The organism is Lactobacillus kimbladii, from assembly GCF_014323605.1.
Lineage (GTDB): Bacteria > Bacillota > Bacilli > Lactobacillales > Lactobacillaceae > Lactobacillus > Lactobacillus kimbladii_B.
The window spans coordinates 38,786-56,470 of the sequence record NZ_SCMB01000008.1 but is presented as its reverse complement, the minus strand read 5'-3'; the positions used below and the strand labels follow the sequence as shown (position 1 = coordinate 56,470).

Here is a 17,685-nt window from a genome sequence, read left to right as displayed (position 1 = left end):
GACGGGCGACCTGCCACGACAATGCGGCCTGCGAGAGTCTCTTTCACATCATGAAGGTTGAGCTAGACTACTACACCTATACCTATCCTACTAAGAAGGCGCTGCAGGAGGCCATGGAAAAATGGATTAAATACTACAATCAAGCTAGAATCAGGCACACGCTAAAAGGCCGCACCCCGATTGAATATCGGAATACGGCCTTAGCAAACATGAATTAATGTTAACGTCCAATTCTAGGGGGTAACTTCATAAGATCGTCTTTTTAATTTTTTAATTTTTATCTTATGCCAACCTTTAAGTGATATGATAAATAAGTTAGGTTTTGAGTAGGTGAGGTAAAAATGACAAAAGAGAAATCGGTTTATACTAAAGATGTAATATTAGTTATGGCAGCTTCATTCTTTTTTATGTTTAGTACCATGTTTGTGAATCCTCTGATTAATGGCTATGCTAAGAGTTTAGGAGCTAGTAGTGGTTTTGCCGGCTTGATTGTGGGAATTATGAGTATAGCAGCGATGTTTTTGCGACCGATTGCTGGCAATTTGACAGATAGATTTTCAAAATACCGTTTGTCTTTTATAGGCGGCATTCTGATAGTGATTGGGGTAATTGGTTATGTAATTGCACCGGCAAGTGGTTGGCTGCTCCTTTTTCGGTTAATTAACGGTTCAGGTTATGTTCTTTGTACGGTTTGCATGACGACCTGGCTAGCTTTCTTAGTACCACGGGCTCATGTTGGTCAAGCAATGGGTTTTTATGGTCTAATGAATGCACTTGCGATGGCTGTTGCTCCAGCGCTTGCTATTAGTACTTACCAAAAAACTGGTTATAGAATTGCTATCATTGCTTCTGCTGTTTCGGCCTTTTTGATGGTCATTATAATTCAATTTGTTGGCAATAAGGCAAAACCCAAAGAAATTAAGCATTCAGAAAAGAAAAAATCATTTTTACATCTCAAAATTATCCAGAAAAATGTCTTGCCTATAGCAATGCTCACCACTTTATTTGCTTTTCCTTATTTTGCCACGCAAGCTGATCTGGTTACTTACGTTGAAGAACGTCATTTGAGCGTAAATGTCGGTTCCTACTTTTTAATTTATGCTGTTGTACTATTGCTTATTCGAATAGTTTTAAAAAATCTTTTTGATACTGTTAAATTTGGAACTTGGTTCTGGTTTAGCGTTGCTGCCACTCTGATTTACCTGATTTTGCTGGCAATAATGAAGAATAATTGGATAATGGCTCTTGCAGCTGCTTTTATGGCTATTGGCTATGGCCTGATGTATTCTGTTTTACAGTCGACTGCAATGCTCTTAGCGCCCATAAGCGAACAAGGTTTAGCAAGTAGCACGTTTTACTTAGGACTTGACATTGGTATGGCGTTTGGTCCAATAATCATGGGATTTATAAATGACTTATTACCAGTCAAATACTTTTATTTAGTACAACTTATTTTAATACCGTTTATGATATTGATTTATTTACAATATCGCGTTCGTTTGAACGGTGCAATAAGGCACCATTAAACCTTTTTAAAAAAAGAAAAACTGACTAGTCTTGCTATAGCAAAAGATTAGTCAGCTTTTTAATATCTCATGAAATAATCGGCTTTGCTTTTTATTGGAATTTTTTACCCCATTCCCAAGGATCTTCGTGCCAAGTCTTTAAAGCTTCATATTCAGTTGAAGTTATATATTTCATCTCTTTTTCTTTTTGCAATAGTTCAGGATATGTTAACAGAGGACTGTAGTCAACTTTAGCTTGAACAAAGTTAGCTTTAGTATCTTTTAAATAATAAGTAAATATTGAACTCACACCAATTACATTGCCGCCTTCTTTTTCAGTTGCTTTTACTGCATTAATAACTGATCCACCAGTGGTAATTAAATCGTCGATTAGTACAATTCGGTCGTTGCTATTAAAAAGTCCTTCAATTTGTTTACCCTTACCATGATCTTTTGGTTTTGGGCGCACATAAATCATAGGTAAGTGCAATTTAGCAGCAACCCAGGCCGCATGAGGAATTCCGGCAGTAGCAACGCCACCGATTATACTTACATCTGGATATTTTTCTTTAATAAGAGCTGCTAAATCTGCAGCAATCCAGTCACGCAAGTCTGGATAAGAAACAGTTAATCTTAAATCAGTATAAATGGGAGATAACATGCCACTTGCATAAGTGAATGGTTTGTCAGTGGATATTGTAATAATTTTTTTATCAACTAACTTATTAATAATTTGATCTTGATGCATTTTACTCAAACTCCTTTTTAATTTCTCGATAAACTAAAGCAGGATCTTCAGCCTGCGTAATTGGTCGACCCACTACAAGAGCACTTGAACCAAATTCTTTAGCCTTTTGTGGCGTGGCTATACGCTTTTGATCATCAGTGGTGCTATTTGACAATCTTATTCCCGGTGTTACATATAAAAAGTCAGAACCAACCTGTTTTTTTAATTTTTTTACCTCAAGTGGTGAGCAGATTACACCATCTGCTACAGCTTTTTTTGCAGTTTGTGCCAGACTAACAACTTGATCAGTCATTGATAATGAACAATTTTGTTCGTTTGCCAAAATCTTTTCCGAAATTGAGGTCAGTTCAGTCACAGCTAATAATTTAGGAGTATTGTTTCCAGTTGGTGTGCCATCTATCAAGCCTTTTTTTGCGGCGGAAATCATTTCACTGCCACCTAGAGCATGAATAGTCGTGCAAAAAATACCTAAATGAGCAATTTGCCTAGCAGCTCGATAAACTGTATTGGGAATATCGTGTAATTTAAGATCTAAAAAAATATGATAGCCTTGATTTACTAATTTTTCTACAAAATCGGATCCATAATGGTAATAAAGTTCCATGCCGATCTTTAAGTATGTTTCTTGGGGCTGTCCCAATTTTGCTAGTAATTCATGAACCTTATTTTGGCTGTCAAAGTCCAAAGCTACAAACACTGCTTTTTCCATTAAAAACCTCCACAAAAAAAGTCTATTCTGGTACGAGAGTGCATCAAAATAGACCTTTTGTTTAATTTAAGTCTTGTTTTTAACTTGCGGTCTCTCTGTACCGTTTAAAGTTTATCATTAATGAGATTACCATTTTTGTTTATAAAATACAATAAAAATTTTGTTTTTAAAAAGTAAAGAAATTGTGTAAAATATATCCAAAAATAATTGTATTGACAGTGAGCTTACACTTTTGGAGGGTAAAATGACAAACATCAGTGTAAAATTGCCTGGACTTAATTTGAAAAACCCAGTGATGCCGGCTAGTGGTACTTTCGGTTTCGGAGATGTACCAGCAGCTAAAAAATTTGATTTGAATGACCTCGGAGCGCTGGTTATTAAAACTACCACTCCGCAGCCACGTTTAGGAAATCCGCAACCACAAATTGCAGTTTTAGACAATAGTGTATTAAATTCAGTTGGGTTGACCAATCCAGGAGTTGATAAAGTTATCAGCGACAAGTTGCCTGCTATCAAAAAACAATATCCAGCTTTACCAATAATTGCCAGTGTAGGCGGTGAAAGCGAAGATGGCTATATTGAAGTTGCTCAAAAACTGTCAGATTCAAAACTGGTTAATGCTCTAGAAATTAATGTTTCTTGCCCTAATGTAGCTCAAGGTGGGATGTCGTTTGGCGTTCACCCAAAAGTTGTGGAAAAGCTAACTGCAGAAATAAAAAATACAGTTGATTTGCCTGTTTTTGTAAAATTAACACCTAATGTAACTGATATAGTTGTGTTAGCGCAGGCAGCTGAAGCTGGTGGAGCGGATGGTTTATCCTTAATAAATACTGTAACTGGTATGAGGATTAACATAAAGACTCGCAAACCTCTGCTTGGAAATAATTTTGGTGGTTATTCTGGTTCTGCAGTGAAGCCCATTGCCTTATATCAGATTAATCAGGTAAGACGGGTTACTAATTTGCCAATTATCGGTATGGGGGGAATTGCATCTGCTGAAGATGTGGTCGAATTTATGCTTGCTGGTGCTAACGCTGTTGCAGTAGGTAGTGCCCATTTTAAAGATCCTTTAGCTTGCCTTCATATTGTCCATGACTTACCGCAGGTTTTGGATAATTTAGGTGTCAATGATATTAAAGATTTAGTTGGTCAGGTTGAATATAATTAAAAAGCTAGCATCAGCAATATCCAACTTTACTATTGACAATTTGAATTTGAAACAGTATATTTAAACAGATGTCCTTTAAAATTAGTCCCGTGAGGCTAGCAAGGAAAGCTCAATTAAGTATTGACTTTTACAAAGCATTTAGTCTCAAATAGATTAAGTGCTTTTTTCATGGGCAATGTACTACAGGAGAAAAAAATGACAAAAGAAATTTGGGACGCCTCAGCAATGAAAAGAGCGTTGACAAGAATCACTTATGAAATCATTGAACGAAATAAGGGCACAGAGGACCTGGTTCTGGTAGGAATAAAAACTCGTGGCGTCTATTTAGCTCAACGTATTCATGATCGGATTCAGAAGCTTGAAGGTGTTGATGTTCCACTTGGTCAGCTTGATATTACTTTATATCGTGATGATCGTCATGATGCATCATTAAAACTAGACCCCGTTGTTAATTCAAAAGATTTGGGTATTGAAATTAGCAATAAGCATGTGGTTTTAGTTGATGATGTCATTTTTACCGGTCGGACAATCAGAGCGGCAATGGATGCTTTAATGGATAAAGGCAGACCAAGTTCAATTGCCGTTGCTGCTTTGGTTGATCGTGGTCATCGCGAACTACCAATTCGAGCAGATTTTGTTGGTAAAAATATCCCAACTTCATCACATGAAGAGATAGCTGTTCATGTAGAGGAAATTGATAATAAAGACAATGTGGAATTAAAACCATTGCCACAATAAAAAATTAATTCAACCGTTTAATTGGCTCCAGAGAGGGTCAGAAGGGTTTGAGTTCTTTTATTGAGTCTCTAACTATACTAAAAACCCTTTTGCTAAACCTGGAGCTGAAAAAGCTTTAGGTTTATTTTTTTGGAAAAGAGTAAAAATGAAAAATATTAATCTTGTTACCCTAAAATCATTTGTAAGTGTTGAAAACTTAAGACTTGAGCAAGTAATGGCACTTATTGAACGAGCAGAATACTTTAAAAATGGTGGAGCTCGTCCACATTTAACACAGCCGGTTTTTGTCACAAACATGTTTTTTGAAAATTCCAGCAGAACTCACACGAGTTTTGAAATGGCGGAAAGAAAATTGGGCTTAAGCGTAATACCATTTGACCCTGCACACAGTTCAACTAAAAAAGGGGAAACGCTTTATGATACTTCGCTTATTATGGCAGCTCTTGGGATTGATCTTGAAGTTATCAGACATTCTGAAAATGAATACTATAATCAATTAATACATCCCAAACAAAACCAACATCTTAATATTGGTGTCATCAATGCAGGAGACGGCAGTGGGCAGCACCCATCACAATGTATGCTTGATATGATGACAATTCACGAACATTTTGGACATTTTAAGGGTCTTAAAGTAGCTATTATAGGAGATATTACAAATTCTCGAGTTGCTAAAAGTAATATGGAACTTTTGACCAGACTAGGAGCTAAGGTTTATTTCTCTGGTCCTGAATATTGGTATGACAAACAATACGATAAGTATGGTCAATATATGCCAATTGATGATTTAATTAATCAAATGGATGTGATGATGCTATTACGTGTGCAACACGAAAGACACGCAGGAGATCCTAACGAAGCAAAATTTGACGCCAAAAGCTACCATGAAAAATTTGGTATTAATCAAAAAAGGTATGAGCAAATGAAAGATGATGCTATTATCATGCACCCGGGTCCAATTAACCATGATGTTGAACTTAGCGGTGATTTAGTTGAAGCTCCTAAGTGTCAGTTTGTAAGGCAAATGGAAAATGGCGTTTTTATGAGAATGGCAATGATTGAAGCAGTTATGCGAGGACGTAAATTAGGGGGATTGTCTTGATGGCAACTGTAATTAAAAACGGCTATATTTATACTGCTGGAGAATTAGTACATGGTGACCTTTTAATTAAAAATGGCCTAATTTCTGCAATCGGCACTAATTTGAAAGCGGAAAATATAATTGATGCCAAAAAGCAATTAGTAAGCCCAGGACTTGTTGATGTACATGTTCATTACAGAGATCCGGGACAAACTGAAAAAGAAAATGTTAGAACCGGTTCGCTGGCAGCAGCACATGGTGGCTTCACCACGGTTTGTGCAATGCCAAATGTAGTACCGGTACCCAATACACCAGAGCTGATGGGTAAAATGGTGAAAAACAACTGTGAAAATGGTGTAATTCATGTTTTGCAATATGCACCAATTACTGTTAATGAAGATACTAACGAAATTCCTGATTATGCAGCTCTAAAAAAAGCCGGCTGTATTGCACTAAGCAATGATGGCAAAGGTGTGCAAAATGCTCGCACTATGTATTTAGCAATGCAAAAAGCTCAGGCTAATAATTTAATTATTGCCGAACATGCTCAAGATGATTCATTGTTCAATCATGGCGTTATAAATGAAGGTAGAAAAGCAAGTGAATTTAATTTAGCTCCGATTACTGAATTAGCTGAAACTACTCAAATTGCTCGAGATTTATTATTGGCGCAAAAGACTGGCGTTCATTACCATGTTTGCCATGTTTCTACTAAGAAAGGCGTTGAATTGATCAGAATTGCTAAAAGTAAAGGTATTAATGTTACCTGCGAAGTTGCTCCTCATCATCTTCTATTAGGAGAAGAAGATATTATCAGTGATAATGCTAATTTTAAAATGAATCCGCCTTTGAGAACCAAAGGAGATCAAGAAGCACTTATAGCTGGATTGCTTGATGGCACAATTGACATGATAGCTACTGATCATGCTCCTCATACTGCAAGTGATAAGCAAAATGGTTTTGCCACGGCTGCATTTGGTATTGTTGGCAGCGAAACGGCTTTTAGTGAGCTCTACACTAAATTTGTTAAAACTGGTATTTTTACTCTGGAGCAGTTATTAAATTGGCTCACTTTGGCTCCCGCTAACGCTTTTGGCTTGAAAAAAGCTGGGAAAATATCTTTAGGTCAACCGGCAGATATTGCTATTTTCGATCTTCAGAAAAAAGAAGCTATTAATTCAGCTAATTTTAAGTCAAAAGGGAATAATACTCCTTTTAATAATGATGCAGTTTATGGCCAAACTGTTTTAACAATGGTCGACGGCCAGATTGTTTTTCAAAGTGAGGAAAGTAAATGAGATATTTAATTTTAGAAGATGGCAGTATATTTGCAGGCGAAGGCTTTGGTGGAAGTCAAGCGACTAAAGGTGAAGTCGTGTTTACAACCGGAATGACAGGTTATCAAGAGGCAATTACCGATCAATCGTATGCTGATCAAATTTTAGTTTTTACTAATCCGTTAATTGGCAATTATGGGATCACGCTGGCAGATTATGAATCACTTGAGCCGGGCATAAAAGGAGTGATTTGCCATGAAGTGGCACGACACCCTGATAATTGGCGCATGCAAACTACTTTACCAGATTTTTTAAAGAGTCTAGATGTACCTGGTATTCAAGGAATAGATACCAGAAAATTGGTTAAAAAATTACGCGCCCACGGCACAATGAAGGGTCAGATTTGTGATTCTATGGAGAAAGCTACTGAAATTGCAGAGCAGTTAAAAGCAAGTCAGCTTTCAAAGGGCGTAGTTAAGAGAGTTGCGACTACAAAAGCTTATCCTGTGCCGGGCTCAAAGCGCAATATTGTTGTAGTAGATTTTGGACTAAAAAATAGTATTTTGCGTGAATTAAGCAAACGAGATTGCAACTGTATAGTTTTGCCTTATATTATTTCAGCTGAAAAAATATTATCTCTTCATCCGGATGGCGTTTTGCTGTCTAATGGACCTGGAGATCCTTTAGAAATGCGGGGTGCCGTCAAAATGGTTCAAGAAGTAGAAAAGCAGGTACCATTAATGGGAATCTGCATGGGTCACCAGGTTTTTGCTCTGGCTAATGGTGCAAAAACTTATAAAATGAAATTTGGTCATCGGGGATTTAATCATCCTGTACGGGAAATAGCTACTGGAAATATTGGCTTTACCTCACAGAATCATGGCTATGCTGTTAGCCGAGATTCAATTGATCCTGATATTTTAATGGTTACTCATGTTGAAGTTAATGACGGTACTATCGAAGGTTTGCGGCACAAGAAATATCCTGCTTTTTCCGTCCAATTTCATCCTGATAGTACGCCTGGCCCTCACGATGAAGAAGGCATCTTTGATTACTTTATGCAAATGATTGACCAAAGAAAGGATGTTAAAAATCATGCCTAAAAGAACTGATATAAAAAAAATAATGGTAATTGGTTCAGGACCAATTATTATTGGTCAGGCTGCAGAATTTGATTATTCCGGTACTCAAGCATGCCTTGCATTGCGTGAAGAAGGTTATGAAGTGGTTCTGGTTAATTCTAATCCGGCCACAATTATGACTGATACCACAATAGCCGATAAAGTTTATATTGAACCATTAACTGTAGAATCAGTATCACGTATTATCCGCAAGGAATTTCCTGATGCAATTTTGCCAACTTTAGGTGGTCAAGTGGGTTTGAATATGGCCTTATCATTAGCTAAAAGTGGTATTTTAGATGAATTAAACATCGAATTATTGGGAACAAAGCTTGATTCAATTGAACAAGCAGAAGACAGAGAAAAGTTTAAAGAGCTCTGTCAAAAATTAGGGGAGCCTGTGCCACCTTCAACTAGTGTTAAAACAGTACAAGAGGCATTAGATTTTGGAGATAAGATTGGTTATCCCATAATCGTGCGTCCAGCTTTCACTATGGGTGGAACCGGCGGCGGTATTTGTAATGACAGGGATGAACTAGCTAAAATTGCTAAAAATGGTTTGGAATTGTCACCTGTAACTGAATGTTTAATTGAACGATCCATAGCTGGATATAAGGAAGTCGAATTTGAAGTCATGAGAGATCATGATGATAATGCCATGATTGTTTGTTGTATGGAAAACTTCGATCCTGTTGGTATTCATACGGGCGACTCAATTGTTTTTTCACCCTCTCAAACGTTATCTGATAAGGAATATCAAATGTTAAGGGATTGTTCTTTAAAACTTATTCGGGCACTAAAAATTGAAGGTGGTTGCAATGTTCAATTAGCCCTTGATCCAAACAGTTTTAATTATGATGTCATTGAGGTTAATCCCCGGGTTTCACGTTCTTCTGCATTAGCGTCAAAGGCTACTGGCTATCCCATTGCCAAGATGGCTGCTAAAATCGCTGTGGGTTTGACTTTAGATGAAATTAAAAATCCGGTAACAGGCACTACATTTGCCGAATTTGAACCAGCATTGGACTATGTGGTCTGCAAGATCCCTCGTTGGCCCTTTGATAAGTTTGCCAAAGCAAATCGTGAACTGGGAACCCAAATGAAAGCAACTGGAGAAGTCATGGCGATGGGCAGGACAGCTGAAGAAGCGTTTCAAAAAGCTGTGCGTTCTTTGGAAATTGACCAAAAAGACTTTTACTCAACTGAAGCACATGATGCAAGTGATGAAGAATTGGAAAACAAACTGGTTAAAGCTCAGGATGACCGTCTCTTTTATTTAGCTGAAGCTTTTCGCAGAGGCTACGCAATGTCAGACTTACATGAATTAACCAAAATTAATTTCTATTTTCTAGATATTGTTAAGCATATTGTTGATTTAGAAAAATCAATTGCAGCTGGCCCTGATAATCTGGCAGTGCTCAAAAATGCCAAAAAGTATGGTTTTAGTGATCATACTATTGCCAATTTGTGGCACGAAGATGAAGATCATGTGCGTAATTTACGCAAGAAAAATCATCTTTTACCCGTTTACAAAATGGTTGATACATGTGCTGGAGAATTTATCTCACAAACTCCTTATTTCTATTCTACTTATGATGCCGAAAATGAGAGTCAGAAGACGACAAAGAAATCAGTTTTAGTTGTTGGTTCTGGGCCTATCAGGATTGGTCAGGGTGTTGAATTTGACTATGCCACTGTGCATTGTGTCAAAGCACTACAAAAGATGGGTTATGAAGCTATTGTTATTAATTCGAATCCGGAAACTGTTTCCACTGACTTTTCGGTGTCAGATAAATTATACTTTGAGCCACTAACCTTAGAAGATGTGTTAAACGTTTGCGATTTAGAACAGCCCGAAGGTCTAATTATTCAGTTTGGTGGACAGACTTCGATCAATCTGGCTGCTGGTCTGGAAAAACATGGTATCAAAATTTTAGGTACTAGCGTAAAAGATCTCAATCGAGCCGAAGATCGCGAATTATTTGATCAGGTAGTAAAAGAATTAGGTTTAAAGCAACCGCAGGGAATCACGACTACTACACATGACGGTGTTATCAAAGCGGCAGACAAGTTGGGCTATCCGGTTTTAGTTAGACCTAGTTATGTTTTGGGTGGAAAAGCCATGGAAATTGTTTATAATCAGCCAGAACTTGAAGACTACTTGCAAAATCACGTGGATATCGCTAGCAGTCATCCTATTTTAGTTGATGATTATCTTGATGGGCGTGAGTGTGATGTTGATGCCATCTGTGATGGTAAAAGAGTGCTAATTCCCGGAATAATGGAACATATTGAGCATGCCGGAGTTCACTCAGGAGATTCAATGGCAGTTTATCCCGCTCAAACTTTTTCTCCTGCAATTAAACAAAAAATAGCTGACATCACAAAGAAGTTAGCATTAAAGCTTAATTGTCGCGGAATAATGAATTTGCAGTTAATTGAGCGCGATGGTGAAATTTATATTATTGAGGTCAATCCTCGTGCTAGTCGTACTGTACCATTCTTAAGTAAAATTACGTCTATTGAAATGGCGCAAGTAGCAACAAGAGTAATTATGGGTGAAAGTTTACAAAAGCAGGGTTATGATGATGGCCTGGCACCAGAAACTAAAATGATTAGTGTTAAAGCCCCTGTATTCTCATTTAGCAAGCTTTCTGATGTTGACAGCTACTTAGGGCCAGAAATGAAGTCAACCGGTGAAGTTATGGGTAGTGATTTGAGTTTTCCTAAGGCACTTTACAAGGCCTTTTCAGGTGCAAACATGCAGATCCCTGACAGCGGCAATATTTTATTGACAATCGAAGATCGTGATAAACAAGAAATTTTGCCTATTGCCAAAAGATTTGCCCAAATCGGTTACCGTATTTTTGCTACCAGTGGTACAGCGAGCTTTTTAAAACAAAATCATTTACGTGTTGCTATGGTAGATAAAATTCATGAAGATACTGATACAAATATCCTAAATGAATTGAAAAACGGTAAAATCGATTTGGTAATCAACACTATGGGACATGATTTGGCTAAAACTTCTGATGGCTTTGTCATTCGTCAAACAGCCATTCAGCAAAACATTCCGCTAATTACCAGTTTGGATACTGCACGTGCATTGTTAACTGCATTGGAAAACAGGTCGTTTGCTACAATAAACATAAAATAGAATTTGGCAATTTAAAAAGTATCTGGGAAAAAAGTGCTCTTTGAAGTTAAATTAAAAAATTTACAATTTAAAAAGACCGACAAATCAACGTTTTATTGACGTAATTTGTCAGCCTTTTTAGTTAGGTTAGAGTTTTTTACCAGATTCTTTTATGTTTAGCCTGGAGAAGGACCGATATGTATAAATTCCAAGTTATTTAGTGCTAAATTTAATGGCGGTTTTAGACAGATCGATTGTGTAATCTGTATTTTCAAGAGGTCTTTTCGTCATTCCCTGGTCAGTTGAATAAATAATTAAGCAAAGCTTGCTTCCTGCCGGCATTGTGTAATAAGTTGGTTGTAATTTAAACTGCAAGTCATAAAACTCACCGGCTTTTATACTACTTGGCTTTTTCATATCTGCATAATTCTGCAGATTCATGTGCGCCTTGGTAATCAATTTGGCGTGAGTTAGTTTGTCAGGCATAAATTCTTGTAAAGAGTCAAGTTGAAAATGGAAGCCCAGTTCTTGTCCACCAGGCATTAAAATTTTGGGGGTAGGAGTCAAACGCTTGCGATCAGCAATTTCTACTAAAGCAACAGAAATCTGTCCTTTGTTAAGGCTGGATGAAACACTCAGCCGTATTTCCGGTCGTCCCACAATTGTTACTGGATGAATAAATTCATCTGTGGTAAAACGCAAGCTGGCTTTTGCCCACTTTTCTTCACCACAAATAAATTGATATTGCCAGTTATTGTCAGAAATTTTTGCCTTTTTAAATTCAGTTCCGCCTACATCAGTAAAGGAAAGTTTTTGCTTGCTGCTAGTATCTTTTGTTAACTCATTATTGGAAGTAGGGAAATAAACAGTTTCACTGCCAATCTCATTACTCCAATCCTTTTCTTTGTGCCACTGATCTGCTTTTAGGTTATCTTGAATAAGCACAGTTGGCCACTGATTATAGGCATTATTTTCAATGCCCAAGAGTTCATGAACTAGCCATAAGTTCATTAGATCAGTAAAATCAATTGAAACCAAATTATTCATGTTATAATGAGGTCCCTGATGCAGGAAAAGATGATGCTCAATCGGAAGGTCTTTGACCTTTTGCCAAACTTTATAGACGTTCTTAGGCTTAACGTTCCAATCATTTAAGCCATGGACGCTAATCCAGGAACATTTAATATTATCAGTATGGTGGCGATAATTGCGCTTTTCCCAGAAATCAGAATACTGACCAGTTTTGCGATCAGACTTTTCTAATAAAATCTTCTGCATTTCGTCAAACTTAGGTTTAATTTTTAAATAATCTCCAGCATCCCACAAGTTCGATTGACAAGTTTCTGCAAGCATATCCAAATCTTCACCTTGGCAATCTTCTGGTGCAATTACCAAGCCATGTTCACGGTAATAATCATACCAGGAAGAAATGGCAGCCTCAGAAATAACTGTTTTTAGGCCAGGTACACCCGTAGTAGCAATGGCTATTTGCAAAGTGCCTAAATATGAACGACCAGTCATCCCAATTTTTTTGTTACACCAAGTTGCTTTTGTTTCGTGTTGACGTGTTCTATCAGTATAAGCAATGCGATCTCCATGCAACCATTCAATTATTTCTTTGGCGCTTTCGGTTTCTTCCGGAGCACCAGTAATTCTGAGACCGTCGCTGCCTCGCGTTCCGATAGCGCCAGCAGATACGCTGGCAAATCCACGAGCCAGCATATATTCGTTCAGACCATAGGAAGATTTGCCGACAGCTTGTTCTACCGGCCTAGATGAGTTTTCACTATCCAATGGTTTTTTGGCTTTAACTATTGCAGAAGCCTGATATTGTGGATTAGTCCACTCAGTCGCATCAGTCAAATTTTCATCTACGTTGTGGTTACGCTTTTCGTTATCAATGATACCGCCAAAATAGGGGCTAGCAGTGTAAAGAGCAGGAACCGGTAAAGTTTCACTTTCAATTGGACGAAAAATTGTTGTTTGTAAAAGGTCACTCTTCCCATCACCGTCTGTATCCAAATCACTTTCAACATAAACGACTTCTCGGATCACCTTGCTGGTATCAAAAACAGGCAAGCTTTTACCGTTAAAGAAGAGGAACTCATTGGATGCAATTTCTGTTTTTCTGTTGTAAAAATAGCCTTGACCAGCCATGACATCTATTAGCAGTTGTCCATTTTTGGCACGAGTGTTAAGCAAACGATAAAAAGCTTGAACAAGAGATTTCTTGTCGTTAATTTTCTCAATGTAAGGTAGTGCCTGCTTTTTCATAAAAGCCAAAGGGTCATTTAGTTGATAATCGTAGCCAACATGATAACCAAGAAGCTGCAATGCAACATTATAAAATTGGCTAGAAGTAATTTCTTCTGGATTGGTATCTAAAAAAGCACTAAGGGGCTGGACACCTGAAACTGCAAACTCAGCTAATTTTGCTTTGCGAGCACTTTCGTCGCGGGGGCTAATCACTGCCACTGCATTTGCGATCAGCTCTCCTAAAAGATTGGAAAAAGAGCGTTTTTCATAATCTATTGGCAAAAATTTAATTTGCAATAATTCTTTAACTTCTGTTTTGTAATCAGTTTCCACATAAGCGTATTGGTTATACTTCATAAAATTCTCCTTTTTGTATTATTTTACCTGTTAACAATGATATTAGAAAGCTGATTAATAAAAAAGAAGGTACTGTTTTCAATACCTCCTTTTTAAATTTTATAGCCAAATTTTTTCGTAAATTTTTTCATTAAAGCCACAGGTCAATTTTTTACCTTCAACAACCAGAGGCCTTTTGATTAGTTTTCCGTTTTTGGACATCATATCTGCAGCTTCTGCAATTGTCATATCTGCAATTTGATCTTTAATGTGTAATTTACGATAATCTTGACCATGAGTGTTAAAAAAATATTTTAAGCCGCGATCTTTATGTTGAGTAAGCCAGTTAATTAAATCAGATTTCTTAGGCGGTTCTTCGACCAAATCTTGAAAATCGAACTCAACATTGTGCTCCGTCAGCCATTTTTGAGCAGCCCTTGAAGTAGAGCAACGTTTGTAACCATAGAATTTTATCATATTCATACTCTCCTTTACCTCAATTATAGCAATAAGACTGATAAACCAGAAGAGTAGAGTACTTTAAACTAACTGAAATCCAGTTCAAAGTCTTTACTAGTAAAAAGATGAACTTTGTTATTAAAAAGGTAATTCATTGCGATGCCTAATGCAATTGGTAACACGAAGAAAAGAACAGCAATTAATATAATATTAACCAAATTCGCTGGGCGATTTGCCATGGCGGCAATAGGGCCAATTAAACCTGAAAAGCCAAATCCTGCACTCATTGGTGTACCCTGAATTTGAAATACTGCACCTAAGGCACCCATTATACCAGCATTAATTAAAAGCGGGATAAGTAATTTGGGATTAGTCATTAGATTAGCCATTTGCATTTTAGGAGAACCTAAGAAGTGGGCAATTGATGTACCAAAACTATTTGATTTCCAACCGAAAACAGCTAAAGAGAAGGCAACAGCTGTGATACCTAAATTGGCAGAACCGGAAGCTATGCCAGAGATGCTTATCGCAGTAGCGATACCGACTGAAGAAATAGGGGAAACGATAAGTAACCCAAATACTATTCCCATCAACATTCCCATAATAATTGGTTGCAATGCCGTCAATTTTTCAACTCCGACACCGATCAAACTAGTTAATTGGCCAACAGGGATGCGGGTAAGACAGCCAATTCCTCCAGCTATTAGCAGAACAAGCAGTGGAACTAATAGAATTGTGTATGCTTTTAATTTCTTACCAAAAAACAAAACTAAGCCGTAAGCTATCATAATAGTGATGGCCGTGTTAATAACGTCACCACTGCCCATAACCGCAACTTTACCTTTGTTCATCACAAAGTTGCCAGCTCCGGCTGTTGCCGCTAAAGCAATAGATGAAGTTTGGATTGGTGTTAATTTACCAGTCATACCTACACAAACAGCACTGATTGCTGGCAACAATGCCGAAGCAAAGGTGGTTAAAGCTAAAATAAAGCTTAATTGAGGCATGCTTGGCAAGAGTGCTTTTACCAACTGATTAATTAAGGCTCCAGGAATTAAAGCTACAACTATACCTGTTGATAAGCCATTTAGTGTATCTAACGTAATCTTTTTTAAAGTATTCATTTTACTCTCCCAATAAAAAACTCACACAGATGACGACAACTGTGTGAGTCTTCAGAGAAGAAAGTACTTAAATCTTTTAAACACACAATTGTCATAAAGATTGAACTGTGTGTCTAAGACGATGACAAACTAGGCACTCAGATCAAATAGCTGAAGTACCAGAAATAATATTTAACTTGCGGTTGATTAATTTTTTTAATTGCCGTCATAATCTTTACCTCTCATAAATATTTAAGGAATATCATAACTTATTAGTAAAAAAAAAGCAAGAGAATTTTAAAGAAATAATTTCATTGGTATATCAAGCTTTAAGTATCTAATAGTCTTTTTGTTGAGAAAGAAAAAGTTAGTTAATTATTAAAAAAATATTTTTTCTTTTTCAATTAGCAAAATAGCTTGCCAAAATTTGAATAACTTTTTTGAATAACTGGTTGGTAACGACTAAAATAATGACAAGTAAAAATAATAATTCAGTTTTATAATAAAAAGATATAGAAAGAAGTGTTTATTATCTCACTGTTTATTAATTGCATCAGTTTCTTAGGAGATTGGTTGTTGTTTGCCTTCCCTCTTTATCAGGGATTAATGGAGCTTTATGATTATGAATGGTTTTTGAAGGAATTTAACCAATCAAGTAAAGCACAACCAAAAATTTCTCCTTTGTACTGGATTATACCTATTGTAAAAATTTATCTTGAAAAACGGCGTGCAGTCAAGATTTTAGGTAGTATTATCAAAAATGAATCTGATTTGCGTACAGCTATGAGTTTTATTGATAAGGCTACTGCCTGGTATTTTGTCTCTCTTGGTGGTTGGTTGAAGATGGTATCTTCTCTATATGAATTTATCGGAGAACTTCATGAAGACAGCATCTTATTACTGGTTATCGGAACAGTTGTTTTAACCTTTTTGGGAATTTTTTCAGGCTATTACCGGTTAAATCCCAAACGTCAAAGGGTTCTGATATCAAAAATCAAGAAGAATTAAAGGCAAGCTGGTTAAATTATAGAAGAAATTCTGTTTTTGATTAAAATGGCTAATTATTTAAAAAGAACTTTAGCGAAAACTAAAGTTCTTTTTAATTGTGTTATTTCAATCATTTTTATTATGTGGTTGTAGCAGAACATTGGTGTAGTAATATTTTGCTTTTTACAGACTCCATTGATATTTATAAATGATTCGGGTGGTAATGAATTTATCCTTGTATATCTTGATATCTCCATGCTTGATTAACAAAAATTAGCCAATTTTTTGACTCTATGCAAACGTAGTTTTTGAGGTTAATTTGTTAAGTCCAAAAACTATAGTTATGTGCTACTCTTTTTGAATTTTCATTTCGTTAATTATTTAAGAATAATTTTCAATAGTAATCCTAATATTTGAAGGTTCAAGACGTTTAATAAATTCATATAAATCAACATAGTAAAAGGCTAGATAGGGAACAGTCAATGTCCTAAACTGTAAAAAAGAAACCTTTACGCTCAATATATGCTTTTTAAGTCTAAACATTAAAGCCTTATTAACTACATTATCTAAAAAATTTAGCCTTTATTCTCGGCAAAGTAAAATTTTTTATATTAAATTTAAGTTCTCTTAATGTAGTAATTAAAGATGCTTAAACAATGATAATTATACGTCGCTCCCAAATAATCAGATTAATATTTAACTATTATGGATTCCTTCATCTTCTTAGAGCTTTTGTTTGTTAGCTTTTTTAGAAATATAGTTGCAAGATTTTTTTAATATTGATTGTATTCTTATTGAAGTTTATGTCGGACAATTTAAGAGTCATGATTTTACTAATGCTCATACTTACATTAATACCGGTTTAAATCATTTAAGAATAGTTTACTTACGATTCCGAGTCTGCATGTGATTTCGGTTAATGACTAAATTTTAGTAATTAATAAATATTTAACTAGGTTAGTTCTTTTAGAATCCCAACAAAAATTAATTTTTTAGTGAAATTATGAGGAATTAGACTGTCATAAGCATCAGTTAGATAGCTTTTTAATAGTTACTTCATA

Annotated in this window: 14 protein-coding genes; 9 read left to right on the top strand and 5 right to left on the bottom strand. The window is 36.3% G+C overall.

Annotated elements, in window-relative coordinates:
• A partial coding sequence (locus ERK18_RS09150) for an IS3 family transposase (protein ID WP_187154761.1) occupies positions 1-218 on the top strand: 218 nt, incomplete at its 5' end.
• A 123-nt stretch (positions 219-341) separates the two neighbouring features.
• On the top strand, positions 342-1,526 hold the full coding sequence (locus ERK18_RS09145) for an MFS transporter (protein ID WP_187155191.1): 1,185 nt from the start codon (positions 342-344) through the stop codon (positions 1,524-1,526).
• A gap of 91 nt (positions 1,527-1,617) precedes the next feature.
• On the opposite strand, the gene pyrE is transcribed toward ERK18_RS09145, so the two are convergent.
• On the bottom strand, positions 1,618-2,253 hold the full coding sequence (gene pyrE, locus ERK18_RS09140) for an orotate phosphoribosyltransferase (protein ID WP_187155190.1): 636 nt from the start codon (positions 2,251-2,253) through the stop codon (positions 1,618-1,620).
• A 1-nt stretch (position 2,254) separates the two neighbouring features.
• Entirely contained in the window at positions 2,255-2,962 is a 708-nt protein-coding gene (gene pyrF, locus ERK18_RS09135; protein ID WP_187155189.1) for an orotidine-5'-phosphate decarboxylase, read from the bottom strand.
• Positions 2,963-3,206: 244 nt separating this feature from the next.
• Here pyrF and ERK18_RS09130 point away from each other — a divergent pair, with 244 nt between their 5' ends.
• The 6 genes from ERK18_RS09130 (at position 3,207) to carB (ending at position 11,504) form a co-directional block, all read left to right on the top strand.
• The gene (locus tag ERK18_RS09130) at positions 3,207-4,130 is read left to right on the top strand and encodes a dihydroorotate dehydrogenase (protein WP_187155188.1); all 924 of its coding nucleotides are present in this window, start codon (positions 3,207-3,209) and stop codon (positions 4,128-4,130) included.
• A 195-nt stretch (positions 4,131-4,325) separates the two neighbouring features.
• Positions 4,326-4,868, top strand: a complete 543-nt coding sequence (pyrR, locus tag ERK18_RS09125) for a bifunctional pyr operon transcriptional regulator/uracil phosphoribosyltransferase PyrR (RefSeq protein ID WP_187155187.1) — start codon at positions 4,326-4,328, stop codon at positions 4,866-4,868.
• A gap of 145 nt (positions 4,869-5,013) precedes the next feature.
• Positions 5,014-5,970: an aspartate carbamoyltransferase catalytic subunit gene (locus ERK18_RS09120; RefSeq protein WP_187155186.1), complete on the top strand. Its 957-nt coding sequence runs from the start codon at positions 5,014-5,016 to the stop codon at positions 5,968-5,970.
• Positions 5,970-7,247 (top strand): dihydroorotase, encoded by a 1,278-nt coding sequence (locus ERK18_RS09115; RefSeq protein ID WP_187155185.1) that lies wholly within the window; start codon positions 5,970-5,972, stop codon positions 7,245-7,247. The genes ERK18_RS09120 and ERK18_RS09115 overlap by 1 nt, the downstream gene beginning before the upstream one ends.
• Positions 7,244-8,329 carry a carbamoyl phosphate synthase small subunit gene (locus ERK18_RS09110; protein ID WP_187155184.1) on the top strand — a complete coding sequence of 362 codons (1,086 nt, stop codon included), beginning with the start codon at positions 7,244-7,246 and terminating at the stop codon, positions 8,327-8,329. Before ERK18_RS09115 ends, ERK18_RS09110 begins: the two co-directional genes overlap by 4 nt.
• Positions 8,322-11,504, top strand: coding sequence for a carbamoyl-phosphate synthase large subunit (gene carB, locus ERK18_RS09105; RefSeq protein WP_187155183.1), 3,183 nt, complete (start codon positions 8,322-8,324; stop codon positions 11,502-11,504). The genes ERK18_RS09110 and carB overlap by 8 nt, the downstream gene beginning before the upstream one ends.
• Before the next feature lie 192 nt (positions 11,505-11,696).
• Here the strand turns inward: carB and ERK18_RS09100 are convergent, their stop codons facing one another.
• From ERK18_RS09100 to ERK18_RS09090, 3 genes are all read right to left on the bottom strand, one after another.
• Positions 11,697-14,096: a Xaa-Pro dipeptidyl-peptidase gene (locus ERK18_RS09100; protein ID WP_187155182.1), complete on the bottom strand. Its 2,400-nt coding sequence runs from the start codon at positions 14,094-14,096 to the stop codon at positions 11,697-11,699.
• 99 nt (positions 14,097-14,195) lie between these two features.
• A complete protein-coding gene (locus tag ERK18_RS09095) occupies positions 14,196-14,552 on the bottom strand; it encodes an arsenate reductase family protein (RefSeq protein WP_109586452.1) in 357 nt (118 codons plus the stop codon).
• Between the two features lie 68 nt (positions 14,553-14,620).
• Positions 14,621-15,658 carry a PTS sugar transporter subunit IIC gene (locus tag ERK18_RS09090; RefSeq protein ID WP_045928278.1) on the bottom strand — a complete coding sequence of 346 codons (1,038 nt, stop codon included), beginning with the start codon at positions 15,656-15,658 and terminating at the stop codon, positions 14,621-14,623.
• Positions 15,659-16,213: 555 nt separating this feature from the next.
• Between ERK18_RS09090 and ERK18_RS09085 the strand changes: the two genes are divergently transcribed.
• On the top strand, positions 16,214-16,645 hold the full coding sequence (locus ERK18_RS09085) for a hypothetical protein (RefSeq protein ID WP_052060376.1): 432 nt from the start codon (positions 16,214-16,216) through the stop codon (positions 16,643-16,645).
• Positions 16,646-17,685 lie beyond the last annotated feature (1,040 nt).